General features: G+C 47.1%; 28 protein-coding genes, 1 tRNA gene and 2 pseudogenes. 23 read left to right on the forward strand and 8 right to left on the reverse strand.

What is annotated here, in order from left to right:
• Nucleotides 1-2: 2 nt before the first annotated feature.
• Nucleotides 3-1,472 (forward strand): glycoside hydrolase family 32 protein, encoded by a 1,470-nt coding sequence (locus tag C5I45_RS03155; protein ID WP_107994221.1) that lies wholly within the window; start codon nucleotides 3-5, stop codon nucleotides 1,470-1,472.
• 214 nt (nucleotides 1,473-1,686) lie between these two features.
• A tRNA-Arg gene (locus C5I45_RS03160) sits at nucleotides 1,687-1,762 on the forward strand.
• 57 nt (nucleotides 1,763-1,819) lie between these two features.
• Here the strand turns inward: C5I45_RS03160 and C5I45_RS03165 are convergent.
• Both C5I45_RS03165 and C5I45_RS03170 read right to left on the reverse strand, forming a co-directional pair.
• Entirely contained in the window at nucleotides 1,820-2,131 is a 312-nt protein-coding gene (locus tag C5I45_RS03165; RefSeq protein ID WP_003151521.1) for a hypothetical protein, read from the reverse strand.
• A 19-nt stretch (nucleotides 2,132-2,150) separates the two neighbouring features.
• Nucleotides 2,151-3,578 carry a lipase gene (locus C5I45_RS03170; protein ID WP_107994222.1) on the reverse strand — a complete coding sequence of 476 codons (1,428 nt, stop codon included), beginning with the start codon at nucleotides 3,576-3,578 and terminating at the stop codon, nucleotides 2,151-2,153.
• 51 nt (nucleotides 3,579-3,629) lie between these two features.
• Between C5I45_RS03170 and C5I45_RS03175 the strand changes: the two genes are divergently transcribed.
• Complete coding sequence (locus tag C5I45_RS03175; RefSeq protein WP_014305887.1) at nucleotides 3,630-3,944, forward strand: DUF1433 domain-containing protein; 315 nt, start codon at nucleotides 3,630-3,632, stop codon at nucleotides 3,942-3,944.
• A gap of 187 nt (nucleotides 3,945-4,131) precedes the next feature.
• On the opposite strand, the pseudogene C5I45_RS19720 reads toward C5I45_RS03175, so the two are convergent.
• Nucleotides 4,132-4,242: pseudogene (locus tag C5I45_RS19720) on the reverse strand (sporulation transcription factor Spo0A); the annotation flags it as partial.
• A 66-nt stretch (nucleotides 4,243-4,308) separates the two neighbouring features.
• Here C5I45_RS19720 and C5I45_RS03180 point away from each other — a divergent pair.
• Entirely contained in the window at nucleotides 4,309-4,653 is a 345-nt protein-coding gene (locus C5I45_RS03180) for a DUF1433 domain-containing protein (protein ID WP_079004909.1), read from the forward strand.
• Nucleotides 4,654-4,748: 95 nt separating this feature from the next.
• On the opposite strand, the gene C5I45_RS19860 is transcribed toward C5I45_RS03180, so the two are convergent.
• Nucleotides 4,749-4,874, reverse strand: coding sequence for a hypothetical protein (locus C5I45_RS19860; RefSeq protein WP_015387666.1), 126 nt, complete (start codon nucleotides 4,872-4,874; stop codon nucleotides 4,749-4,751).
• Nucleotides 4,875-5,121: 247 nt separating this feature from the next.
• Here C5I45_RS19860 and C5I45_RS03190 point away from each other — a divergent pair, with 247 nt between their 5' ends.
• The 4 genes and pseudogenes from C5I45_RS03190 to C5I45_RS03205 all read left to right on the forward strand — a co-directional run bounded on the left by C5I45_RS03190 (nucleotide 5,122) and on the right by C5I45_RS03205 (nucleotide 6,759).
• On the forward strand, nucleotides 5,122-5,364 hold the full coding sequence (locus C5I45_RS03190; protein ID WP_223203804.1) for a DUF1433 domain-containing protein: 243 nt from the start codon (nucleotides 5,122-5,124) through the stop codon (nucleotides 5,362-5,364).
• Nucleotides 5,365-5,570: 206 nt separating this feature from the next.
• Nucleotides 5,571-5,855: a DUF1433 domain-containing protein gene (locus C5I45_RS03195; protein WP_046560080.1), complete on the forward strand. Its 285-nt coding sequence runs from the start codon at nucleotides 5,571-5,573 to the stop codon at nucleotides 5,853-5,855.
• 256 nt (nucleotides 5,856-6,111) lie between these two features.
• A pseudogene (locus C5I45_RS03200) lies at nucleotides 6,112-6,249 on the forward strand (DUF3237 family protein); the annotation flags it as partial.
• 21 nt (nucleotides 6,250-6,270) lie between these two features.
• Nucleotides 6,271-6,759, forward strand: coding sequence for a phenolic acid decarboxylase (locus C5I45_RS03205; RefSeq protein ID WP_014305882.1), 489 nt, complete (start codon nucleotides 6,271-6,273; stop codon nucleotides 6,757-6,759).
• 41 nt (nucleotides 6,760-6,800) lie between these two features.
• On the opposite strand, the gene C5I45_RS03210 is transcribed toward C5I45_RS03205, so the two are convergent.
• The gene (locus C5I45_RS03210) at nucleotides 6,801-7,319 is read right to left on the reverse strand and encodes a spermidine/spermine N(1)-acetyltransferase (RefSeq protein ID WP_070082421.1); all 519 of its coding nucleotides are present in this window, start codon (nucleotides 7,317-7,319) and stop codon (nucleotides 6,801-6,803) included.
• A 132-nt stretch (nucleotides 7,320-7,451) separates the two neighbouring features.
• Here C5I45_RS03210 and C5I45_RS03215 point away from each other — a divergent pair, with 132 nt between their 5' ends.
• Both C5I45_RS03215 and C5I45_RS03220 read left to right on the forward strand, forming a co-directional pair.
• Entirely contained in the window at nucleotides 7,452-8,081 is a 630-nt protein-coding gene (locus C5I45_RS03215; protein WP_063174514.1) for a YczE/YyaS/YitT family protein, read from the forward strand.
• 78 nt (nucleotides 8,082-8,159) lie between these two features.
• Nucleotides 8,160-8,690 carry a dihydrofolate reductase family protein gene (locus C5I45_RS03220; protein WP_003151538.1) on the forward strand — a complete coding sequence of 177 codons (531 nt, stop codon included), beginning with the start codon at nucleotides 8,160-8,162 and terminating at the stop codon, nucleotides 8,688-8,690.
• A gap of 31 nt (nucleotides 8,691-8,721) precedes the next feature.
• Here C5I45_RS03220 and C5I45_RS03225 read toward each other — a convergent pair whose 3' ends face one another.
• The 3 genes from C5I45_RS03225 to slrR all read right to left on the reverse strand — a co-directional run bounded on the left by C5I45_RS03225 (nucleotide 8,722) and on the right by slrR (nucleotide 11,055).
• Nucleotides 8,722-8,922, reverse strand: coding sequence for a hypothetical protein (locus tag C5I45_RS03225; protein WP_057080235.1), 201 nt, complete (start codon nucleotides 8,920-8,922; stop codon nucleotides 8,722-8,724).
• A gap of 148 nt (nucleotides 8,923-9,070) precedes the next feature.
• Nucleotides 9,071-10,519, reverse strand: a complete 1,449-nt coding sequence (locus tag C5I45_RS03230; protein WP_107994224.1) for a carboxylesterase/lipase family protein — start codon at nucleotides 10,517-10,519, stop codon at nucleotides 9,071-9,073.
• Between the two features lie 80 nt (nucleotides 10,520-10,599).
• Nucleotides 10,600-11,055 carry an HTH-type transcriptional regulator SlrR gene (gene slrR / locus C5I45_RS03235; protein ID WP_107994225.1) on the reverse strand — a complete coding sequence of 152 codons (456 nt, stop codon included), beginning with the start codon at nucleotides 11,053-11,055 and terminating at the stop codon, nucleotides 10,600-10,602.
• A gap of 244 nt (nucleotides 11,056-11,299) precedes the next feature.
• On the opposite strand from slrR, the gene C5I45_RS03240 reads away from it, so the two are divergent.
• The 13 genes from C5I45_RS03240 to C5I45_RS03300 all read left to right on the forward strand — a co-directional run bounded on the left by C5I45_RS03240 (nucleotide 11,300) and on the right by C5I45_RS03300 (nucleotide 24,892).
• Complete coding sequence (locus C5I45_RS03240) at nucleotides 11,300-12,007, forward strand: YveK family protein (protein WP_014305878.1); 708 nt, start codon at nucleotides 11,300-11,302, stop codon at nucleotides 12,005-12,007.
• 5 nt (nucleotides 12,008-12,012) lie between these two features.
• Nucleotides 12,013-12,693, forward strand: coding sequence for a protein tyrosine kinase EpsB (locus tag C5I45_RS03245; RefSeq protein WP_003151543.1), 681 nt, complete (start codon nucleotides 12,013-12,015; stop codon nucleotides 12,691-12,693).
• A gap of 220 nt (nucleotides 12,694-12,913) precedes the next feature.
• Complete coding sequence (locus C5I45_RS03250) at nucleotides 12,914-14,731, forward strand: polysaccharide biosynthesis protein (protein WP_169539199.1); 1,818 nt, start codon at nucleotides 12,914-12,916, stop codon at nucleotides 14,729-14,731.
• 15 nt (nucleotides 14,732-14,746) lie between these two features.
• Nucleotides 14,747-15,886, forward strand: coding sequence for a glycosyltransferase family 4 protein (locus C5I45_RS03255; RefSeq protein ID WP_015387672.1), 1,140 nt, complete (start codon nucleotides 14,747-14,749; stop codon nucleotides 15,884-15,886).
• On the forward strand, nucleotides 15,883-16,725 hold the full coding sequence (locus C5I45_RS03260; protein WP_024085831.1) for a glycosyltransferase EpsE: 843 nt from the start codon (nucleotides 15,883-15,885) through the stop codon (nucleotides 16,723-16,725). The genes C5I45_RS03255 and C5I45_RS03260 overlap by 4 nt, the downstream gene beginning before the upstream one ends.
• Nucleotides 16,718-17,854: a glycosyltransferase family 1 protein gene (locus tag C5I45_RS03265; RefSeq protein ID WP_107994226.1), complete on the forward strand. Its 1,137-nt coding sequence runs from the start codon at nucleotides 16,718-16,720 to the stop codon at nucleotides 17,852-17,854. The genes C5I45_RS03260 and C5I45_RS03265 overlap by 8 nt, the downstream gene beginning before the upstream one ends.
• 3 nt (nucleotides 17,855-17,857) lie before the next feature.
• Entirely contained in the window at nucleotides 17,858-18,961 is a 1,104-nt protein-coding gene (locus C5I45_RS03270) for a biofilm exopolysaccharide biosynthesis protein EpsG (protein WP_014305874.1), read from the forward strand.
• 18 nt (nucleotides 18,962-18,979) lie between these two features.
• A complete protein-coding gene (locus tag C5I45_RS03275; protein ID WP_043867449.1) occupies nucleotides 18,980-20,017 on the forward strand; it encodes a glycosyltransferase family 2 protein in 1,038 nt (345 codons plus the stop codon).
• A 4-nt stretch (nucleotides 20,018-20,021) separates the two neighbouring features.
• Nucleotides 20,022-21,098 (forward strand): polysaccharide pyruvyl transferase family protein, encoded by a 1,077-nt coding sequence (locus C5I45_RS03280; protein ID WP_060657527.1) that lies wholly within the window; start codon nucleotides 20,022-20,024, stop codon nucleotides 21,096-21,098.
• Nucleotides 21,095-22,129 (forward strand): glycosyltransferase, encoded by a 1,035-nt coding sequence (locus tag C5I45_RS03285; RefSeq protein ID WP_060657529.1) that lies wholly within the window; start codon nucleotides 21,095-21,097, stop codon nucleotides 22,127-22,129. Before C5I45_RS03280 ends, C5I45_RS03285 begins: the two co-directional genes overlap by 4 nt.
• A complete protein-coding gene (locus tag C5I45_RS03290; protein ID WP_041481923.1) occupies nucleotides 22,126-23,643 on the forward strand; it encodes an MATE family efflux transporter in 1,518 nt (505 codons plus the stop codon). The genes C5I45_RS03285 and C5I45_RS03290 overlap by 4 nt, the downstream gene beginning before the upstream one ends.
• Entirely contained in the window at nucleotides 23,640-24,248 is a 609-nt protein-coding gene (locus C5I45_RS03295; RefSeq protein WP_032858368.1) for a sugar transferase, read from the forward strand. The genes C5I45_RS03290 and C5I45_RS03295 overlap by 4 nt, the downstream gene beginning before the upstream one ends.
• The gene (locus C5I45_RS03300) at nucleotides 24,245-24,892 is read left to right on the forward strand and encodes an acetyltransferase (protein WP_015387679.1); all 648 of its coding nucleotides are present in this window, start codon (nucleotides 24,245-24,247) and stop codon (nucleotides 24,890-24,892) included. The genes C5I45_RS03295 and C5I45_RS03300 overlap by 4 nt, the downstream gene beginning before the upstream one ends.
• Nucleotides 24,893-24,894 lie beyond the last annotated feature (2 nt).

Below are 24,894 nucleotides of genomic sequence, written 5' to 3' on the forward strand. Positions count from 1 at the left end.
AAATGGACAGAATTCAGCAGGCGGAAGAAGCTTTGAAGGAAGCCGAGGGTAAAGTGAAACAAAGATATCGATTGGGGTATCATATTATGCCGCGGGCGAATTGGATCAATGATCCGAACGGGCTTATTCAGTTTAAAGGAGAATACCACGTCTTTTTTCAGCATCATCCGTATGATGAGCATTGGGGGCCGATGCATTGGGGACATGTAAAAAGTAAAGATCTCATTCATTGGGAGCACCTGCCGGTTGCTTTAGCTCCGGGGGACGAATTCGATCAAAGCGGCTGTTTTTCGGGAAGCGCGGTCGATGATCATGGAAGATTAGCCCTTATCTATACAGGACATAATATAATTGATCAAGAGAAAGACCTATTCTATCAAACTCAAAATATCGCTGTCAGCCAAGATGGAACCGTGTTTGAAAAGCTTCAGGAAAACCCTGTTATTGCGGAACCGCCGGAAGACAGCGCCCGTCATTTCCGCGATCCGAAAGTATGGAAGCATCTCGATGTTTGGTATATGGTCATCGGCAACTCTTCAAAAGAAAACGTCGGACGGGTCGTTTTATACCGTTCACCTGATTTGCGTGATTGGGAATACGCGGGGGTTCTCGCCCAAAGTGACGGTAATCTCGGCTATATGTGGGAATGTCCAGATTTCTTTGAATTAGGCGGCAAACATGTCCTGCTGATTTCGCCCCAGGGTATCGAGGCGGACGGCGATTCATATAACAATTTACATCAAACCGGCTATTTAATCGGTGACTATAATAATGAAACAAACAAATTTACACACGGCGCTTTTAAAGAACTGGATCACGGCCATGACTTTTACGCCGTGCAAACATTATTAGATGATAAAGGACGCAGAATTGCCATCGGCTGGATGGATATGTGGGAATCTGAGATGCCGACAAAAGCGGACGGATGGTGCGGTGCATTGACTTTGCCGCGGGAACTGACCTTGCGTGATGATCATAAACTTTTGATGAATCCCGTGGAAGAAACCAAGCAGCTGCGGAAAATGGAATATCGGGAATGTGCCGGACGATCGGTTTCAGGGAGTTACTTGGCAAAGACGTCCGAAGACCTGCTTGAAGTCCAAGCCGTGTTTGATGTAAACAATTCTGATGCCGAAACGGCAGGTTTTAAGATTCGCGGCCTTGACGAAGAAGAACTTGTGCTGACATACAATCTAACGGATAAAAAGCTGACACTTGATTGCACCAAGATGGGGAAAGAGAAAGACGGTGTGAGAAGGGTGCGGCTGGATGCAAACGGCAAGCTGGCGCTGCGTATCTTTATTGACAGATCCTCGATTGAAGTATTCGCCAATCATGGAGAAACAACGATGACAAGCCGTATCTATCCGAATGAAGGCAGATTGGGGATTGAGCTGTTTTCTGAGAAAGGCGCCGTAAAGGTTGAGGAATTCACCTATTGGACGTTAAAGGACATTTGGAAAAAAAGCTGAAACGGGTGATTATCGCTTTTTCTGACGCGGCTGGAAATGGACCGAGCCGGGGGCAGTCCGCCTGAAATAAGTTTTTGTGAAAATCAATGCCGTTAAAAGATGCAGGATTATGCAGCGTCCTCGTGCAGCATAATCCTGTTGTGTATAATCAAAAAAGAGTTGCTTTCTGTGCGTTTCTTTATTATAATATAAAGGTATCTGATTGAAAAAACGTGCGCTCGTAGCTCAGTTGGATAGAGCGGTGGTTTCCGGTACCACGTCTGTCGGGGGTTCGAATCCCTCCGAGCGCGTCTCAGTTAAGACGATAGGAAAAACCTCGCAGATGATAAATCTGCGAGGTTTTTATTTTATCTTGTTTTGAAACTGTTAATGAATGTGTCTCTGTTATGTTCGGTGCCGGCAATCAGCCGCGCACTTTCACTGATCCGCTGCGCAAGAGCTTTTTGCGCCTTGCCTTCAAAGCTGTTCAATAGTGCTGAATACACTTCATATAATTCATCTTTCAATGTGTCCATTTCGAATGTCGGTTTCAGCGTTTGGCGCACTGTTTCCAGTTTTGTCCCCGCTGCCTGCGTCATGGCGGTTTTCAGCATCTGCCGCTGCAGCCTTTTCTTCATCGGGTCGTCCTTGTGTTCTAAAAGTTCGTCTAATGTCGGCATTATGTATCCACCTCTATCATCATCTTAACCAGTTTGCGAGCATCTGGTCTTTTTCCTGAAATTCGTCCGCTATTTTATGTAAGAATCCGCCGATCTCTTCAAGGTCCGTGATCGCCGCCTGCAAAGAATCAATAAACGCCTGTTCAGCCTGTGTGTCGTAAAAAATCGGTCCTTTATCGTAGGATTGCGCAATATCTTCAATTGTATTGGTCACGTCCTGTGCTTGAAGCTGATCAAACAAGCCGTGTCCGACTTGGCCGTAAAATTCCGTTTTCAGCTCGGCGATTTTTTCATCGTGCTCCTGATAGGCGTTCTGCGCTTCTTTTTTCATCGTCCGCAAATCCTCAGTCATGGCCTGCACCTTTTCAGCCAGCTTCTTTGCGTTTTTCGGCGTTACTTTTATCGCGTCTCCGCTTCCGATCGCACCGGCCGGCAGAAGAGCGCCGAGATTTTTATTGAAGACTAACTCATTTCCGTTCGGATTTGTGATGTTTCCGTTTCGGTCAAATATGAAATTCGCTTCGTTTAAGCCGTGTGTATCCGGATTTCTCAGAATGACGGTAGTAAAGAAATAAGCGAGATTTTTGCCGATCTGCTCGTTCAAGTTCCCATCAAGCCGCTGCTTCCGGCTGAACTGTGAGAGCGAGGGGTTTTTCGTATAAATCGTTGTCCCGTTGTGGCGGTCATATTCGTTCCAATAACCCGCCCCGACCATGTCGTCCGGATTGATAATTGACCGGATGTATGGATCGTATATGCCGCTGTTGATGTCTTTCTGTGTTTCCTCATCGTGCAGTTTCACGACGGAAGGGCTGTTAAACGCGACGGCGTACACATCATTATTCACCGCGCTGTATTCGGCCTCAGCGCCGCCGAGTGAATGGCCGGTTGTTGAAATAATCGTTGATGTTCCGGCATACTTTTTCTTTACGCTGCGTACCAGCTGATCGGCTTGATCGATTTGCGATGTTTTCGTTATCAGCTTATACTTTCCGGTTGTGAGCATGGCGTCTTGAGAGGGCGTTCCATTATATTTTCCGAGTGTTTTCGAGGTATCCTCCGCGCCTTTTTTTACAATATAATACACTTCTTTTTGCGGATCATTTCCGAAAACAATATTCCCGCCGTCCGCTTTTACGCCGTCATTGATCGGGTCTTTTCCGATATCGGTTCCCGCAAAAGCGACGACCACGTTTTCGGGATTTTTTGATTTTATCCATTTTCCGTTTTTGGACTTGATGCCTTTTGAGAATACAAAGGCATCAAGACCCGTATCAGAATCCTGCTTCACTTTCTCAACGTACCAATATGACGTCTTACTTATTTTATAAGGAGTTTTATATTTCATATGCAGGGCTAACATTTTATAATTGTAAGCTGCTTGACTCAAACGGTAATATTCTTTATCTGTGACATCAGAGACGGTTATTTCTTTTCCTTTTGGCATATATACATCACCTTTCTTATATTGTAAAATAGTTCCGAAAGGATGATACGCATGAGAAAATACATTATTATCCTAATTGTTATAATTATAGCAGTGGGAGGTTTTTTCGTGAAGCATCAATATGATAAACATAAAAACGAAGAAAAACTTGTGATTGAGGCGCAAGATCATATGAGGAATTACTTAAAAAAAGACTATAAAAATGTACAGGAAGTTCACTTTTCAAAAGACTACAATATCGATCCGACAGGCGGAGTTGAAGTTTCAGGCTACATAAATAATAATAAAGAAAAAGAATTTTCCGGTATATATGATCCAACGAACAAGGAGATAGGTATTTCAGTGGTCAATGCCGAAGAAAGGTAAAATACCCACCTCAGGATGAGTGGGTATTTATTTTGTTTAATTATCTTACAAAATTCGTGATATGTTTCTCATACAGTTCAAACCTATTCCTGAGATCAATCGCCTCTACCGTCTCATTTGTCGAGGTATCCCCGATATTAACGGTAAACGCGTACAAATATCATGACAACTCAACGACAGGAAAACGTCAGATCAGCATTTTACTCGCTTTAAGTTCCAATCTTAACTTGTCAGCAACAATCGCGATGAATTCTGAATTGGTTAGCTTTGCTTTTGACATGCTGAAAGTATATTCATATCAAGTTTTCGCTCATTTCGTTTACTTAAGAACGACAGTTATTTATAGGAAGGGTTTGATTTCCAAATGAAAAAGAAAAAGTACATAATTATCCTTATTTTAATAATTATAGCAGTTGGGGGACTTTTTATGAAGCATCAGTATGATCAGAAGGAAAAAGAGATTGCGTTATTCGAAGAAGCCCAGAATCATATGGAAAAGTTTTTAACAATGAACTATAAAAATGTGGATAATATCCATTTTTCCGATGATTACCATATTAATCCAATGGGTGGTATTAGTATTAAGGGTTATACGAATGGAAAAAAAGAGTTTGAAGGTCTATATGATCCAGGCAATAAAGAAATATTATCATATACGGTTGATGCCGAACCCAAAGAAGAATGTAAAGATAAGCTTTGTACAAGATAAATTAGCCAGCTCAATCGAGCAGAGCTAATTTTGTTTTATTGCTCTTACTCTATCTCCTCGACATAAAACAAATCTTCCATAGGTACATTTAATCCTCAGTTAATAATGAATAGTGTTGTGATATCATATCTTGTATTTGTTTTAAATCTGCTTATCGCAGCCTCAGTAGAACCAACTAAATCAGCCAATTCCTTCTGGATTTGAATTCCTTTCTCCTTCATCACTTCATTTAACCTAGATCTAACTATAACTAACGCTTATAAAAAAGTATTCTCGATCACTGATACTTGATACGTTGATGTTTTTTAGACATGTACAACACCCCGAGGTTGATATAAATTTAATCTAAGAAAGGATGAGTTTGTGAAGAGATGCAAAATTGCCCTAATATTTGTGATAACTATAGCGTCAGGAAGTATCTACATGAAGTACCACCATGATTAAAAAGAAGCAGAACAAGAACTTTTTATCCAAGCGAAAAATAAAATGGAAAGTTATATAAAAGCTAATTACAAAAATATAAAGCGGATTACATACATTAACAATTATAAAATAAATCCTATGGGTGGTATTTCCTTGAAGGGGTACTTGAATGGTAATAAGGAAAAAGAATTTTTCGGACTTTATGACAAAACGAATGATGAAATAGGAGTTTCGTCAGTCGATGCAGAAGAGAAACCCGAATGTCAGGAAAAAGAATGTGAATACTAAAAAGACGCTGGAATAAAGAAGTACTCTGGATTGCCGCTTATATGATCCTCTGCGGACATTAAAGAAAAATCTTAAGACCCTAAATGCATCGGATGTCACCACCATTTTTCCATTCCGCGAGCTTCATCATAACTGATGGGACGGATGATTCTGTGAAAAAATATATTATTATCTTCATTATCTTAATAGCAGCCGGAGGTTTTATAATGAAGAGTATGAATGATAAAAATGTTCAGGCTGAAGAGATAAAGATTGCTCAAGAACGAATGGAGAAATTTATCAAAGCGAATTATGAAGGCATACATAACGTTACATTTAAAGATAAATATGAAACAGATCCAATGGGCGGGATAGAGGTATTTGGCTATTACAACGATGATACATCAAATAAATTTGACGGTATTTATGATAAAGCAAATGACAAGATTATGGGACACACTATAGATGCTGTGAGAAAGAAAGAATGCAGAGATAAAGATTGTGATTACTAAGAAGACGCTCGTCTGCGTTTTTTTATAGATGAGCTTAATGAAAAAGACAAGGGTTTCGGCATGTGCCGCCCTTGTCTTTTTTATTGAACACTGTAAAACATAACCGGAAACAGCTCATTATTTGACAGTCCATTTTAACAGCGTTACAATTAATCATGTAAATAGTTACATGTTTAAACAAACATATTGTCTCGGGAGGTGATACGTCCTTGAATGAACCTTCTTTAAAAAAGTCATTTATGAGTCAGTGAAACGCATCATTGATCCCGAGCACGTGTATTTCCTGTTTGAAACAAGCAATGAGGCATATCAGCATCTGCAGGACCGGCTGTTTATCGGGGCTGCGGTCAGATTGCCGGATGACATTCGGTTAGATATTTATGAAATTCAATAATAAGATGGAGAGTGAGTCAACATGGAAAACTTTATCGGAAGCCATATGATTTACACGTATGAAAACGGCTGGGAGTATGAAATCTATATTAAAAATGATCATACGATCGACTATCGGATTCATAGCGGAATGGTAGGCGGCCGTTGGGTGCGCGACCAGGAAGTGAATATCGTCAAGCTGACAGAAGGCGTATACAAAGTGTCATGGACTGAACCGACAGGCACAGACGTTTCCTTAAACTTTATGCCGAATGAAAAACGGATGCACGGAATTATTTTCTTCCCGAAATGGGTGCATGAGCATCCGGAAATCACGGTGTGCTACCAAAATGATTACATTGACGTGATGAAAGAGTCACGTGAGAAATATGAAACGTACCCGAAATATGTCGTTCCCGAGTTTGCGGATATTACGTATCTTAACAATGCGGGAATCAATAACGAAACATTGATTTCAGAAGCGCCATACGAAGGAATGACCGATGATATCCGTGCGGGAAAATTAAAATAAGAGAAAAAACCCGGCAGCTTGGCCGGGTTTTTTGTATCCTTTTACGAGAGGGTTTTGGTCATGATAAAGTCGACTTGTTTATCATCCCCCATATAAAAAGAGTGTTCTCCGGTTTGGACAAACCCCATTTTTTGATAAAAGGCGATTGCATTTTCGTTTTTTTCCCATACGCCCAGCCAGATGTTCTTTTTATTGTGTGCTGTTGCGATTTTCACAGCTTCATTCAGCAGATATTTGCCAAGCCCGTGTTTCTGATGGCTTTTTCTTATATAAATTCTCTCAATCTCAAGAGAATCTTCCCCCATTTTTTCTGACTGTGCTTCGTTCATGTTGACTTTTACATACCCCGCAAGGTCATGATGATAATAAACAAAATAGAATTGAGAAGACGGATTGGATAATTCCTTTTTCAGCTGTTCAGAGCGGAATGCATTTTCCAAATAAGCTTTCATATTTTCAGGTGAATTTTGATCTTTAAATGTATCATTGAATGTTTCAATGCTTATCTCCCGGAGCTCTGTTATATCGTTAAGGCTGCACTTTTTTAATTTAATACTCATGGTCATACAGCTCCTTTCTTCATTTATCATACCAGCTGAATTTTGTTGTATTTGCAATGAAAATACCGTATAGTAAACATACCGTAATTTTGTTGTATTTGCAACATAAAATAAGAAAATGAGGACGATAAAGTGAAATATGTTTTTTATGTTTTAGGAATCATGATCTTGACCTTTGGTATTTCTGTCACGATTCAATCAGATCTTGGAACATCGCCTTTTGATGCGCTTATTGTGGGATTGTCCGTCCATGCAGGGCTTACCGTGGGAAGCTGGGAAATCATCATCGCTTTCCTGTTAATTTGCTGTAATTCAATGTTAAAAAGGCAAAGACCGGAATTTTCAGGGATGATTACGGCGTTCATAACGGGAATCGGGATTGATATGTGGCTTTTTTTTCTGCATCGAGTCATAACGCCTGAACTATGGTACGGAAAGGCGGGCTGTTTTGCAATCGGTTTAGTTGTGATAGGGATAGGAACCGCAACCTATCTGCACACAAATTTCGCACCGATCCCGGTTGATCGGTTAACGCTAATTGTCCGTGATTTAACCGGGAGAAGCATCTTTTTTTCAAGAACGGTCATTTACTTCATATTTTTCATACTGGCCTTGATGCTAAAAGGTCCGGTAGGCATCGGAACGTTATTAACCGTTTGTTTAGGCGGGATCTTCCTTCATTTCTTTATGCCGATTACCGGAAGATGGATAGACGGCATATTAACAGCATCTCCAAAGCAGGAAAAAACGAAAACCCGGTAACGGCGGTTTTTACCCGATTCTATCATTTTTCATTTCACCCGCATGTTTAAGGTATAATAAAAAAGGGGAGGGATTTTTATGAGCGGTCAAAGAAAGCTCGTTTTTTACGGAGCTGTCAGCGCAGATGGCTATCTTGCGCGGGAAAATCATTCTTTAGATTGGTTAATCGGAACTGAAGGTGAAGACAGCACCGATTATGAAGCTTTCTATGAATCTGTCGATACGATCATTATGGGCAGAAAAACATACGAGGAAATATTGGTTTTATTGCCTGAGGAATTTCCGTACAAAGGTAAAGAATGCTATGTGTTTTCGCGGACATTGACCGGGCGTACTGAACATGTGCGGTTTATTCATGAAGAGCCTGCCGATTTTATAAATGCATTGAAACGCCAAGAAGGCAAGCGGATTTGGATTGTCGGCGGGAGTGATCTGCTGCACCCGGTTTTGGAGGAAAAACTTGTCGATGAGTTTATCATTCAGATCGCCCCCGTTCTGCTCGGCCGCGGAATTTCTTTGTTTAAACCCGGAGACCGGGAGACAGGACTGAAGCTGACTGATGTCAGGCGTTACAAACAATTTGCGGAGTTGCATTATGAAGTGAGATAAAATGAAATGTATGAACGAAACCCAGTAAAGGTTACCGGGTTTCTTTTTCATGTTTGTTTTTATGTTTTGAAATGGTGTGGGCCGGACCGCATGAAAATCCTGCAACCATGATAACAACCCCTATCCACCTCACGGCATAGAAATCAGTGTCGCGCAGGAAGATAAATGAAACTAAGATAATAAGCGCCCCGATTATAACGGCAGCTGTGCCGATAATACTTGATTTCTCCATATAGAAACTCCTTTATGAATGTTTGGTTAACGTATTGGGTTGGAATATAACATATCAGGGGTAATGCGGAAATGGATATGCTGCGAAGCTGACTGATGTCTGTAAGATGAAAATGAAACGCCAAGGGAGCCGGCTCCCTTGGCGTTTTTTATGCTTGAAACAGGATGCGGCGTTTTGCTGAATCGGGATCACTTTCGACAGCGGTATCCGTGTTGAAAAGCAAAGTTTCGCGTGAATCGGTTTCATATTCAGGCCAATTGAAGTGAGAGGTGTTCGGGTTTCCGGTTTTTGCAAAAGCGAGCCATGCGGATTGAATTTGTTTGGAAAGCTGTTCTGCGTCATCACCGAGCGGCTCTTGCAGCGTCTTTCTCAAAGAATCAAAGTTTCCGAACACAAACGGCAATTCCAGAGCGTGAACGGCTTTATGAAACGGCGGTGTTTCGCCATGCCAATCAAAGCGGTACATCCAGACCGGTGCGTGTTGCGACTGTCCTTGTGCGAAAGCGACAGCCGGCCGCCAGAAAATCAGATCCGTCATCATATCGATTTGTCCCTTTAATGAATGCGGATATAAATCTGCCGCTTGTTCGGTGCAGTTTTCTCCGAGGTGATAATGCAAATAATCTTGCTGTTTTTTCTCGGAGTGAATGTCTGTATCAGGGGTGAAAAACAAATATGCTTCATCACGATTGGTTCCGATGATCATAGGTATGCCTTCTGCGGCTCCGTCTGCTATGGCTTTCACCGGTTCCGCAGGCAATGTGGCCGGATCGATGGCGGGCTGAAACAAAAGCTGAAAAATGTTTTGATCCAGTGAGCGCCGCACTTTATCCGCAGTCTTAAGCAGGTCATTAACGGAAAGCTCCTGCAATTGATCAGTGCCGGCTTCATGAATAAATGCCGCCGCGATGTCTTTTGCCATATCCGCCGGCATCGTATGAGAGGCGCCGCTTTCTAAAATGGCTTTATGAAACAGGCCTTTTGCGTCAGGCATTGCCATAAGCGCAGCGATGCTCATGCCGCCTGCCGATTCACCAAATATCGTGACGTTATCCGGGTCTCCTCCAAATTCGGAGATATTGTCCCTCACCCAGCGCAGCGCGGCGATCTGATCGAGCAGCCCGATATTGGCGGAATACGCGTCATGAATAGAAGACAAATGTAAAAAGCCTAACGGTCCGAGCCTGTAATTGAGTGTCACGACAATGACATCTCCGTCAGCGGCAAGGGCAGATCCGTCGTAAAGCGGTTCGCTTCCGGCACCTAAATAAAATGCCCCGCCGTGTATCCATACCATGACAGGCTTTTTTTCGCCCTCTGAATCGGGGGCGAAAACGTTGAGGTAAAGGCAATCTTCAGATTGAGGCGGTATATCCCCGGAAAACGATATGGACAGCATATCATCCGGCTGCGGACAAATCGGCCCGAACGAATCGGCATGTTTTATGCCGTCCCAAGGTGCGGGCGGCTCCGGCGCTTTAAATCTCAGCTCTCCGACGGGCGACTTCGCGTACGGTATGCCCTTCCATGTGCGGGCACCGCGGCCGGCAGTTCCTTTCAGTGCGCCGCAGCGGGTTTGAACGGTAAGTTTTGTCATGATTTCATCCCCTTTTTTCTCTTCATTATAAACAGAGATGAAGGCATGAAGCGAATAAAAGCCCTTTCATCAGCATATCATCAGTAACGCTTCCGTTCTAAAAATGATCTGACTTCCTGAACGGACAAGCCGAGTTCTTTTGCTTCCTGCATCAGCGCTTTCCATTCTTCAATGTTGGATTCAGTCAGTTTTCTGTTGCGGTAGGGTGCGGGCTCCGGGCGCTTTTCAGTCAGTTTGTTCGTAAAGGTGAACAGTTCTTCTTTCGCCATGCCCGACTGCACGGCCTGCACAAGGTGGATGCGCCACTCATCTTCCGTGCCTCCCATGTGATGCAGCATCGTTTCGGCATCAAAAAGCTCCGTCAGATCGACCTGCAGGGTGGCGGATACTTTTTTCAGAAATTGGATGGACGGATTTGAGTGAACCCCCCGTTCTATCTTGCTTAAATAAGATTTAGAGACACCTGCTTCAACTGCTAGCTGATTAATAGAGTAGCCTTTTCTTCTGCGGTATAAACGAATTATTCTTCCAATCATTGTGCTGAATTCTCCCCTGTATACTGGCATTTTTTTGTTCATTATAAGAAATTTTTCGTTCTTTATAAAATTTAAAATTATAAGGGAAGTGCAGTAAATAAGAGGAAAATCATGATAATGTTCTCTAAAAAGAACTAAATGGCTTAATTTGAAATTTTCAAATTTCGACCTTTTCTTTTATAATCCAATCATTAACAGAAGGGGGCGTTTAAGCCTGATGCAATAAGGATGAGGCTGTAATTACATGAATGAGAATATGAGTTTTAAAGAGTTATTTGACATTATTAAACACAGATTTTTACTGATTTTTATCATGACAGCAGTTGTAACGCTGGTGACGGGATACATCCAATTCCGGGTGATTTCGCCCGTTTATCAGGCATCGACCCAAGTGCTCATTCATGAAACAAGCGGTGAAAAAAATTCGAATCTCAGCGACGTTCAGCTGAATCTTCATTACAACAATACGTTTCAAACGATAATGAAAAGCCCGGTTGTGCTTGAGAAAGTGAAACAGAAGCTGCATCTTTCTGAGACGGCATCCGCTTTAAAAGCAAAGATCACGACAAGCAGCGAAACCGATTCAGAGATCATTAACGCAGCGGTGCAGGACGAGAACCCGAAACAGGCCGCCGCTATAGCGAACACGCTGATGAAGACATTTAAAAAAGAAGTCCGTGACAGGATGAATATAAAAGGCGTCATTGTTTTGTCCGAGGCAAAAGCATCGGAAAGCCCGATGGTCAAGCCTTCGCGCATCAGGAATATCATGATGGCGTTCGGTGCGGCTCTCATGGCGGGTGTGACGCTTGCGTTTTTTCTCCACTTTCTTGATGAAACCGTTAAAAGCGAGCGGCAGCTCAGCGAAAAAACAGACTTGCCTGTTTTAGGGGTTGTGTATGACATCAAAAATCAGCAGACACGGTCTGATGAAAAACATTTCGGGGAGTGAGGCGTTTGGGATTCAGAAAAAAGAAATCAAGAAGGGGACTGGCTCAAATATCCGTTTTACATCACAAATCATTGGTGGCTGAACAATACCGCACCATTCGGACAAATATTGAGTTCTCCTCTGTTCAGACCCATTTGCGCTCTATTCTCGTCACTTCCTCCGTTCCGGGAGAAGGAAAGTCATTCAGCGCCGCCAACCTTGCCGCGGTATTTGCGCAGCAGGAAAAAAAGGTGCTGCTTGTCGATGCCGATTTACGAAAACCGACGATACACGAGACCTATCAGCTTGAAAATGTACAAGGCCTTACGAATGTGTTAGTCGGAAACGCTTCCCTCGGCGAAACGGTGCAAAAAACGCTGATTGATAACCTTTACGTCTTAACGAGCGGGCCGACGCCGCCGAATCCGGCCGAGCTTTTATCTTCAAAGGCGATGGGAGAGCTGATTCAGGAGATGTACAGCCGGTACAGTCTGGTTATTTTCGATTCACCTCCGCTTTTGGCGGTGGCGGACGGCCAGATTTTAGCGAACCAGACAGATGGAAGCGTTCTCGTCGTCTTGAGCGGAAAAACGAAAATGGATACCGTCCAAAAGGCGAAAGACGCGCTCCAGCAGTCAAAGGCAAAGCTTTTGGGGGCGCTGCTGAATAAAAAGAAAATCAAAAAAACAGAGCACTACTCGTATTGAGCGGTGCAGGTGATGTCTCCTTACCTTTATCAACGGAGGCACTCGGCTCTGCTGTGGGCGGCGTTTTCCGCCGCCTTAGATGCTGGTCGTCGGTGGCGGGGTGTGAGGACGGGTTAAATGCCCAATTTATCTTAAGATGATGCATTGTTATCGGCTTAGCTGTTATGTCTGTTTTTACGAAAACCGTATCAGCTAAACCGATAAATGAGGAGGGGAAAGATTGACTTACCGGAGAAGACTTTCAATGATTTTTGCATTGGATACGTATCTCGTTTTACTTTCCGTTGTTATAGGATATCAATTTTTTGAGGATTCTTATCACTTTTATGACTCCGGAGCGTTGCTGCTGACCGCCGTGACCATGCTGATCAGCCATCATGTATGCGCTTTTATGTTTCACCAGTATAAGCAGGTATGGACGTATACGGGAATTGGCGAGCTGCTTGATCTGCTGAAGGGGATCACGCTGTCCGCAGCTGTCACAGCCGCCGTCCAATACGGGGTGTTCCACACGATTTTGTTCCGGCTGTTAGCCGTCAGCTGGATGGTTCAGCTATTGTTCATCGGAGGGAGCCGGATGATTTCGCGCGTGCTGAAAGAAACGATCGGAAGGAAGCAAAATGACTCTTCCCGGGCGCTGATCATCGGCGCAGGCGCGGGAGGAACGCTGCTCGTCCGTCAGCTTACCCAGAAAAATGATCTCGGAATCATGCCTGTGGCTTTTATTGATGATGATCAGACGAAGCATAAGCTCAAAATCATGGGCCTGCCCGTCATCGGCGGAAAAGAAAGCATTATGCCGGCGGTGCAGAGGCTGAGAATTCACCACATCATCATTGCCATTCCGTCTCTTTGCACCCATGAGCTCCAGACGCTGTACAAAGAATGTGTACAGACGGGCGCCCATATTAAAATCATGCCGCAATTTGATGAGATCCTGCTCGGAACGCAGGCTGCCGGACACATCAGGGATGTGAAAGCCGAAGATCTCCTCGGCAGAAAGCCGGTCACCCTTGATACGAGCAAAATTTCTGACAGCATCAAAGGGAAAACGATTCTGGTCACGGGCGCCGGCGGCTCTATCGGTTCTGAAATCTGCCGCCAGATCAGCTCGTTTCTTCCGCATGAAATCGTCCTTCTCGGCCACGGGGAGAACAGCATTTATTCGGTGCATAACGAACTGTCCGCACGCTTCGGCAAAGAGGTGCTTTTTCACGCGGAGATCGCCGATATTCAGGACAGAGATAAAATCTTTACGTTGATGAAAAAATACGAGCCGCACGTCGTCTATCATGCGGCCGCCCATAAACATGTGCCGTTAATGGAACATAATCCGGAAGAAGCCGTCAAAAACAATATTATCGGCACGAAAAATGTCGCCGAAGCCGCCGATATGTGCGGAACGGAAACATTCGTGCTGATTTCTTCTGACAAAGCGGTCAATCCGGCCAATGTCATGGGCGCGACGAAGCGGTTTGCGGAAATGGTCATCATGAACCTCGGAAAGGTCAGCAACACCAAATTCGCCGCCGTCCGTTTCGGGAATGTGCTCGGAAGCCGCGGCAGCGTCATTCCGATTTTCAAAAAGCAGATTGAAAAAGGCGGACCCGTCACCGTCACGCATCCGGCGATGACAAGATATTTTATGACGATCCCCGAAGCGTCAAGACTCGTCATTCAGGCGGGGGCGCTTGCAAAAGGGCGGCAGATTTTCGTTCTGGATATGGGAGAACCCGTCAAAATCGTCGACTTGGCAAAAAACCTGATTCATTTATCAGGCTATACGACAGAACAGATTCCCATTGAATTCTCCGGCATTCGCCCGGGAGAAAAGATGTATGAAGAACTGCTGAATCATAATGAAGTACATACGGAACAGATTTTTCCGAAAATCCATATCGGGAAAGCGATCGACGGGGATTGGGCCGTGCTCATCCGTTTTATGGAGGAATTCAGCCGTCTGCCTGAAGATGAGCTGAGAAAACGTCTGTTTGAGGCGATCGAATCAGTACATGAAGAAGCGGCCGCAGGTGTGTGATGGGAGGACAGAAAGATGACGAAAAAAGTATTATTCTGCGCCACTGTCGATTATCATTTTAAAGCCTTTCATCTTCCGTATTTTCAATGGTTTCAGGATATGGGCTGGGAGGTGCACGTCGCGGCAGGCGGCAATATGAATCTTCCGTTCGTTGATGAAAAGTTTTCCATTCCGATCCGGCGCTCGCCGTTTCATCCCGAAAATCTTTCTGTTTACAGGCGGCTGAAACGGCTCATTCAGGACAACGGCTACGACATGATTCACTGTCATACGCCGGTCGGCGGCGTGCTTGCACGCCTTGCGGCGAGACAAGCGCGCCAAAAAGGGACAAAGGTGCTGTACACCGCGCACGGCTTTCACTTCTGCGACGGAGCGCCCCTGAAAAATTGGCTTCTTTATTACCCGATCGAAAAATTTCTCTCTTCTTACACGGATTGTTTGATTACGATTAATGAAGAGGATTACGAACGGGCCAAGCAAATGAAAAAAACAGCTTGCGGCGCGAAGAAAATACACGGCATCGGCGTGAATACAGACAGGTTTCGCCCTGTGAGCCGGGCAGAGAGTGAACGTCTGAGAGAAAAACACGGCTTCGGCGCCGGGGAATTTATCCTCATATACCCCGCTGAATTAAACGGCAATAAAAACCAGGGACTTCTCATTGAGGCTGCGGCACTGCTGAAGAACCGCATTCCGGAGCTGAAACTCGTATTTGCCGGAGAAGGCGCGATGGAAGAGCCGTACAGAAAAAAGGCTGAATCACTCGGGGTATCCGACATTGTGCGGTTTTACGGTTTTTGCCGTGACATTCATGAGCTGATTCAGCTTGCTGATCTGTCCGTCGCCTCAAGCATCCGCGAAGGGCTCGGTATGAATCTGCTTGAGGGGATGGCTGCCGAAAAGCCCGCCGTTGCCGCAGACAACAGGGGGCACCGTGAGATCATCGAAGACGGTGTGAACGGTTTTCTCGTGCCGGCAGGGGACAGCGCGGCATTTGCCGATCGGATTGAAAAGCTGTACCGATCCCCGGGTCTGCGAAAAGCAATGGGACAAGAAGGGCGCAGGACGGCGGAATGTTTTTCAGAAACACGTACGGTAAAGGAAATGGCGCACATTTACGCCGGTTATATGGATAAAAAGGAGAAAAGCTTATGAATGCAGGAGCACAACCGAAAATTTCCGTCATCATGGGAATTTATAATTGCGAAGAGACTTTAGCGGAGAGTATTGAATCCATCCTGAGCCAATCGTATAAGAATTGGGAACTGATTATGTGTGATGACGCGTCAACTGACGGAACGTATCAGATTGCGCGCCGTTACGCGGATCATTACAGCGACCGGATCACGCTGATTCAAAATAAGACGAATCAACGGCTTGCCGCTTCGCTGAACCGCTGTCTGACATACGCAACGGGGGATTATATCGCCAGGCAGGACGGTGATGACATCTCCAACCCGAGGAGACTGGAAAAACAGGCCGCTTTCTTAAACAAGCACGCCCACTATCAAGTCGTGGGCACGGGGATGCTCGTATTTGATGAATTCGGCGTCAGGGGCGCCCGGCTTTTGCCGCCCGTGCCGAAACCGGGAATTATGGCGAAAGGCACACCGTTCTGCCACGGCACCATTATGATGCGGGCTGAAGCGTACAAAGCGCTTGGAGGCTACCGGTCAGTCAGGCGGACGCGGCGGATGGAGGATATCGATTTGTGGCTGCGCTTTTTTGAAGCGGGTTTCCGAGGGTACAATCTCCAGGAAACGCTGTATAAAGTAAGAGAGGACAGTGATGCGTTCAAAAGGAGATCGTTTACGTATTCCATTGATAATGCGGTGCTCGTTTTTCAGGCATGCAGACGGCTGAAGCTGCCGATTTCCCATTACGCGTATATCGCAAAACCGCTCATCCGCGCCATTACGCCGCCCGCGGTCATGAACCGTTATCATAAAAACAAGGACATCCGCCAAAAAGAAGGGCTTGCCGAACATGACTGACAAACCGATGCGGGTGCTGCACATCTTCAGCGGGATGAACAGGGGCGGCGCAGAAACGATGATGATGAATTTGTACCGGAAGATGGACAGAACGAAGGTGCAGTTTGATTTTTTAACCCATAGGAACGATCCGTGCGCTTATGACGAGGAAATTCTCGCTCTCGGCGGACGGCTTTTTTATGTGCCGAGCATCGGCAGCACAAACCCGATTACATTTGTAAAACAGGTCAAGCGGATGATTCAGGAAAAAGGCCCGTTTGCCGCCGTGCACGCCCATACCGATTTTCAGTCTGGATTTATCGCGCTTGCCGCTCGTTTAGCCGGCGTCCCGGTGCGGATCTGCCATTCGCACAGTACGTCGTGGCGGGGGCGGGCATCGCGGCTTGCCGGGATGCAGCTGTTTGTTTTCAGACGGCTGATCACGGCAAACGCCACGGCACTGTGCGCCTGCGGAAAAGAGGCGGGCCGTTTCTTATTCGGGAAAGAAAAAGACGTGCATCTTTTGCCGAACGGCATTGATCTCGACTTATTTGCCGGCGGGTGCGCGGACACAGAAGCTGAAAAAAGGAAGCGGGGCATTGCAGACGGCCGTTTGGTGATCGGCCATATCGGCCGCTTTACAGAAGAAAAAAACCACGAATTTCTGCTCCGGCTGGCCGCTGATATGAAAGAGCGGGGCATCGGCTTACAGCTGATTCTCGCCGGAGACGGTCCGCTTCGCACCGATATGGAAAATCTGGCGGCGAAGCTGGGGCTTGATGATGATGTGCGTTTTATCGGTATAGAAGACCGCGTTCATGATCTGCTGAAAACGCTGGATGTATTTGTCATGCCGTCTCTTTATGAAGGGCTGCCCGTCACGCTCGTTGAAGCGCAGGCCTCCGGGGTGCCGTGCGTGATATCAGACGGCATAACGGAAGAAGCCGATGCCGGGCTCGGGCTGGTCAAAAGGCTCAGCCTCAAAGAACCGCCGGGACAATGGGCATCCGCGGTTTTACGGGCAGCAGAGGCGGCAAAGCCTGACGGGGCGCGCATTAAAGAAACCCTCAGGCGGCTGGGATATGACGCGAGAGAAAATACGGGGGCTGTTATGAAGCTTTACAATATGAATTGGAAAAAGGAACAGTAACGAATGATTGTATATGTAGTCAATATGGGAATTGTTTATATTTGGTCATGGTTCGCGAAAATGTGCGGCGGGCGTGATCAATCGCTTTCGACCGGATACCGGCCGAATCAGCTCGTCATGCTCGTTCCGCTGCTATCGCTGGTATTGGTCTCCGGTTTGCGCTACAGAGTCGGGACGGATTTTCAGACGTACGCGCTAATGTACAAGCTGGCGGGAAATTACGGCAGCATTTGGGAGATCTTCGGGTTCGGAGCGAAAAAAGCAGCCGTTGATCCGGGGTTTACGGCTCTCATCTGGCTCATGAATTTTATCACGAAAGATCCGCAAATCATGTATTTCACCGTGGCGGTCGTGACATGCAGCTTTATTTTAAAGGGGCTCGTTGAGTTCGGCCGTCCGTTTGAGCTGAGTGTATTTTTGTTTTTGGGCACGTATCACTATTACGCTTCCTTTAACGGGATCAGGCAGTATATGGTGGCGGCCGTTTTGTTTTGGGCCGTCCGCTACGTAATCAGCGGAAGCTGGAAGCGTTATATGTCAATCGTGCTGCTGTGTTCGCTTTTTCATTCCTCAGCGCTGATTATGATTCCGGTTTATTTTCTCGTCAGAAAAAGAGCCTGGTCGCCCGCGATTTTCGGACTGTCGGCATTGTTTCTTCTTATGACGTTTCTGTATCAGAAGTTCATTTCGCTGTTTGTCGTCGTGCTGGAAAACAGCTCGTACGGCCATTATGAGAAATGGCTGATGACGAATACGAACGGGATGAACGTCGTAAAAATCGCGGTGCTGCTGCTGCCGCTGTTTTTGGCTTTCTGCTACCGGGAGCGGCTGCGGAAGCTCTGGCCTGACATTGATGTCATCGTGAATTTCTGTCTGCTCGGCCTGCTCTTCGGTCTTTTGGCGACAAAGGATGTTATTTTCGCCCGGTTTAATATATATTTCGGCCTGTACCAAATGATCCTGATCCCTTATTTTGTGAGAATTTTTGATGAAAAATCAAATGCGCTGATTTATATCGCCATTATTGTCTGTTATTTTCTTTACAGTTACTTGCTTATGCCGGTCGATTCGTCTGTGCTTCCGTACAGAACGATTTTTTCCCGGTAATGGACACTGGAGGTTTATATGGAAACACCCGCGGTCAGTTTATTAATTGCTGTGTATAATACGGAAACTTATTTAGAAAGATGCTTAGATTCATTGCTCAATCAGTCGCTCGCCAATATCGAAATCGTGGCCGTTAATGACGGGTCAACGGATCAAAGCCCGGCGATTCTTGAAACCTATCAGAAGCGGGATGAGAGAATCAGGGTCGTTCATCAGCAAAACCGGGGGCTCGGCGCGGTCCGCAACAAGGGCATCGAGGCGGCGCACGGCGAATTTATCGCTTTTATTGATGCGGACGACTGGGTTGAACCTGATTATTGCCTGCGCATGTATGAAAAAGCGAAGGCTGACCAGGCTGATCTCGTGATTTGCGAATATGCGGCTGAATTTGCGGATACGGGGAAGACCGCCGTTTCAACGATCGCTTCAGCGTACGAGGGCCGCCCGAAACAACGGTACCTGAAAGATTTATTTGAAGGAAGAGTCAGCGGTTTTTCATGGAACAAGCTGTACAAAAGATCTATGATCGAGCATCATCAGCTGCGCTTTCCGCTTCGTGATGAGCTGGAGCACGTGGAGGATCAGTATTTCAGCCTCCGGGCGCATGTTTTCGCAGGTGCGGTCTCGTACGTGGATCAGCCGCTCTATCATTATCGGATTCACTTGACTTCCATTGTGCAAAGCTATCAGAAAAAGCTGTTTGACTCAGGTCTCGTTCTCTATCGGCTGAACGAGGCTTTTTTGCGTGAAAACGGCTGCTTACACGAATACCGGCAGGAGCTGGATTTTTTCATCGTTCAGCACGGAACAGTCTGCCTGCTGAATGAATGGAAGCGGAATAACGGCGGCCGGTTTTCTGAGAAGTGGAAGAATATCAGCCGGATATGCGCTGATCCCGTATTCCGCATGAGCCTTTCCAAAACGGGAACGGCGCCGTTTGACGCCAAACGCTCATGCCTTCTGCTTTTGGCGAAGCTGAAGCTGATTCCGTTCGTGTCGCTGGCATCAGCCGCGTATCAGCGGGCAATCGAGTACAAAATGAAAATCAGAGGGTGAAGACATGTCGATACAATCTTTAAAAATCAATCTCGCGGAATGGCTTTTGCTTAAGGTCAAATACCCGTCCCAATTTCATTTCGGAACGGGAGCGGATGGGGCGGGGCTTACAGCGGCAAGAAAAAAGATCATTCTGACGCTGCTCCCGTCCCACGATAATCTCGGCGATCACGCCATCGCCTACGCAAGCAAAACGTTTCTTGAACGGGAGTATCCCGATTTTGACATTGTCGAGGTGGATATGAAGGATATATACAGATCGGCAAAAGCGCTGATCAAAAAGCGCCACCCCGAAGATATGGTATTCATCATCGGCGGCGGGAACATGGGGGATTTGTACCGGTATGAGGAATGGACGCGCCGCTTTATCATAAAAACATTCCGGCAATATCGGATCGTTCAGCTTCCGGCGACGGCTCACTTTTCTGAATCAAAAAAGGGACGGAAGGAACTTAAGCGCGCCCGAAAAGTGTACAATGCGCATCCCGACCTTTTGTTGATGGCGAGAGATGAGACGACGTATCAATGGATGAAGCGTCATTTTCCCGGAAAAACAGTGCTCAAACAGCCTGACATGGTCTTATATTTGGATAAAAGCGAGCGGGGCATAGCGCGGGAAGGGATCTACCTCTGTTTACGGGAGGATAAGGAGAGCGCGCTGACGGCTGAGGACAGAACGATGGTAAAAGAAGCTTTGGCCAAAGAGTACGGAGAGCTGTATTCCTTTACCACGACGGTCGGCCGGAGGGTCAGCCGCCATACACGCGAAAAGGAGCTGGAAGCGCTTTGGAATACGCTGAAAGGCGCGGAAGCCGTCGTCACTGACAGGCTTCACGGGATGATTTTTTGTGCGCTGACGAAAACGCCTTGTGTCGTCATTCGTTCGTTTGATCATAAGGTGATGGAAGGCTATCAATGGCTGAAAAACATACCGAACATGACATTGCTTGAACATCCCGACCCTGAAGCCGTAACATCCGCCGTAAATCGGCTGCTCAGCGGCAAGCATGAGGAAGGCGGTTCTTTGCGAAGTGTTTATTTTGCCGGGCTGCGCTTGAAAATCAGCGGTGATGCCCAATGACCGCGCCGCTTGTGAGCGTGATCGTGCCGATGTATAAGACAGAGCCTTTTATTAAAGAATGCGCGGTTTCTTTAACAAAACAGACGCTGAGAGACATCGAAATCATTTTCGTCAATGACGGTTCACCGGATCAGTCAGGCCGGATGGCTGAACAATTCGCCGCAGAAGATGCGAGAATCCGGGTGATTCATAAAGAAAACGGCGGCCTCAGCTCGGCCCGCAATGCCGGAATAAAAGCAGCCCGCGGCCGTTATATCGGTTTTGCGGACGGCGATGACTATGTGACGGAAATGATGTTCGAGCGGCTTTATGAAGAAGCGGAGAAGAACCGGCTGGATATCGCCGGCTGCGGTTATTACAAAGAAACGCCGTCTAAAGAAAGAACGTATATGCCGCCGTCCCTTCCGCCGGGCCGTGTCTTCACAGCGGATGAAATGACCGCATTGCTGACCCGCGCGCACGAACATCGGTTTATTTGGTATGTGTGGCGCTATATATACCGGCGAGAAGCATTGCAAGGGCTGTTGTTCCATGAAGATATCCGGTTTGCCGAGGACTCTCCGTTTAACTTGGCAGCGTTCCGCCAAGCCGCGCGTGTCAAAGTGATAGACGAAGGGCTGTATATCTACCGGGAAAATCCGCAAAGTCTTACAGAAACACCGTTTAAGCCCCGCTTAGATCACGAACTGCAAAAGCAATATGCAGCGAAAATGGCTTTTTATGAGGCAAACGGGCTGACGGACGCCTGCCGGAGCGATATTGATACATATTTGTGCAAGCATCAGATTCCGATGCTGATCGCCAACGCATGCGCCGCCCCGCAGCCGTCACACCAGATTACGGCGCATATCGGCAGAATCTTAACGTATGACATGGTAAAAACGGCCGTGCGCAGGACGCCGTGCCGCCATAAACAGCTGCTGGCCGGGGAGCGCGTGGTGCTCGGTCTGTGCAAAATGCGCCTTCCTCTTCTTCTTCATGCGTTTTTCGAACGGAAATCGAAAGAGAAAGGCAGTGCGGAAGGAGCATGAAATTTGCCATTAATTTCGGCGCCAATGTGACGGCGTTTTTACTATCGGTGTTTTTATCAGTGTGGATGACGCCCTTTATTGTGAAAACATTAGGTGTTGAGGCTTTTGGGTTTGTCCATCTGACACAGAATATCATTAACTATTTCTCTATTATTACCGTTGCGCTGAGCTCAGTCGTTGTGAGGTTTTTCTCCGTCGCCGCCCACAGGGGGAACAGGGACGAGGCCAATGCGTATGTAAGCAATTATTTAGCCGCGTCTGTCGTGATATCTCTATTACTCGCTGTGCCGCTCGCCGGGACTGCTTTTTTTATTGACAGGATTATGAATGTACCGGCCGGGCTCTTAACGGATGTGAGGCTGTCTATCGTAATCGGCAGCGTGCTGTTTATGCTGACGTTTTTTATGGCGGGGTTCGCGACGGGGCCGTTTTTTGCCAACAAGCTTTATATCACAAGTTCCATTCAGGCCGTGCAAATGCTGGTCAGGGTGCTGTGTGTGCTCGCTCTGTTTACGTGCCTGCCGCCGAAGATCTGGCAGATCCAGCTTTCGGCATTAGCGGGAGCCGTCTGTGCAGCTGTGCTGACTTTTTTCTTCTTTAAGAAATTGATTCCGTGGTTTTCTTTCAGCCGTAAAACTTTGTCATTACAGACGAGCAAAGTGCTGTTTTCGGCCGGTGCCTGGAGTTCTGTCAACCAGATCGGCGTGCTGCTGTTTCTGCAGATTGACCTCATGACGGCCAACCTTGTGCTGGGGCCATCTGAAGCGGGTGTCTATGCGGCGATTATTCAATTCCCGCTTCTGCTCAGAAGTCTTGCCGGGACGCTTGCTTCACTGTTTGCGCCGGTTTTGACTTCCTATTATTCAAAAGGCGATATGGAAGGTCTCCTGTCTTACGCCAATAAGGCCGTGCGGATGAACGGGCTTCTCCTCGCGCTTCCCGCTGCGTTATTAGGAGGGCTTGCCGAACCGTTTCTGGCGATTTGGCTGGGCCCGTCGTTTGTGCAGACGGCGCCGCTTTTATATATTCACGCCGCGTATTTGGCGGTCAGTCTCTCTGTCATGCCGCTTTTTTACGTATGGACGGCTTTTAATAAACAAAAAACGCCCGCCGTCGTTACTTTATGTTTAGGCGGACTGAATGTCATATTGGCCGTGGTTCTCAGCGGACCGGCACATCTCGGGCTGTACGGCATCACCATTGCCGGGGCTGTCTCCCTCATTTTGAAAAATGCCGTCTTCACGCCGCTGTATGTTTCGCATATTACCGGCTTTCAGAAAACCGCGTTTTACAAAGGCATGTTCGGCCCGTTGGCGGCGGCCGTATTTGCCTGGGCCGTCTGCCGGGGTATCCGGCTGTTTTCACCGCTTGACAGCTGGGCCGGTCTGATCGCCGCGGGGCTTGCCGTATGCATAAGCTATGCCGCATTCGCTTTTTTCTTCATTTGTACGAAAGAAGAAAGGCGGCTTGCTTTACAGAAATGCCGAAAAGTGAAAGGAGCTGTTCAGATTTGAAGGTGAAACGTGTATTTGATATAGCGGCCGCGACGCTGTTATTGTGCGGCGCGAGTGTCATTCTTCTCTTCGCCATGGCAGCCGTCAGATGCGCCATCGGGTCTCCGGTATTGTTCAAACAGACGAGACCGGGGCATAATGGGCGTCCGTTTACGTTGTATAAACTCAGAACGATGACGGATGCGCGTGATGAAAACGGTGTGCTGCTTCCGGATCATCTGCGCCTGACCAAAACGGGAAGGCTGATCAGAAAACTGAGCATCGATGAGCTTCCCCAGCTTTTTAATGTGCTCAAAGGCGATATCAGTCTGGTCGGCCCCCGCCCTTTGCTGATGGATTATCTGCCGCTTTACACGGCGGAGCAGGCGCGGCGGCACGAGGTGAAGCCGGGGATTACGGGCTGGGCGCAGATCAATGGGAGAAACGCGATTTCATGGGAGGAGAAATTCAAGCTCGACGTGTGGTACGTCGACAACCGCACCTTTCTGCTCGACTTAAAGATTCTGCTTTTAACAGTGAAAAAAGTTCTCGTGTCAGAAGGCATACACCAAGCCGGCCATGTGACGGCAAAGCGCTTCACAGGCAGCGGAGATATGTCATCGTGAAAAAGGTCGTGCTGATCGGAAACGGCGGACACGGAAAAGTCGTGAAGGAAATCGTGCAGGCCCGTTCCGATATGGAGCTTGCGGGCATATTGGACGACGGATTCAGCGGTTTTACCGCTCGGAACGGTTTATATACGGGCCGGACGGAAGACGTGCACATGCTTCGGAAACTCGTCCCCGAGGCCGTGTTCACGATATGCATCGGCCGCAACGGCGTCAGAAAGCAGTTCGCTGAAACGCTTGGGATTGAAGCTGCCGATTATGCTTCACTCATTCACCCCGGGGCGATCGTCAGTGAAACGGCTTCCGTCGGACACGGAACGGTTGTGATGGCGGGCGCCGTCATTCAGGCGGGCGCTGACATCGGCGCCCATTGCATCATCAATACGGGGGCGGTTGCCGATCACGACAATGCAATCGGAGATTACGTCCATCTTTCACCGCGCGCGGCGCTTGCCGGCGGAGTGAAAGTCGGGGAAGGAACGCACATCGGAATCGGCGCGTCCGTCATACCGCAGATGGACATCGGCCCTTGGTCCGTTATCGGCGCGGGGGCTGCGGTCATCAGCAGAATTCCCGGCCATGTGACGGCGGTCGGCGTTCCGGCCCGCGTCATCTCCCCTATCCATAATGAAAAAGGATGATT

The sequence above is a fragment of the Bacillus sp. ZY-1-1 genome, from assembly GCF_003047165.1.
GTDB classification, from domain to species: Bacteria; Bacillota; Bacilli; order Bacillales; family Bacillaceae; genus Bacillus; species Bacillus velezensis.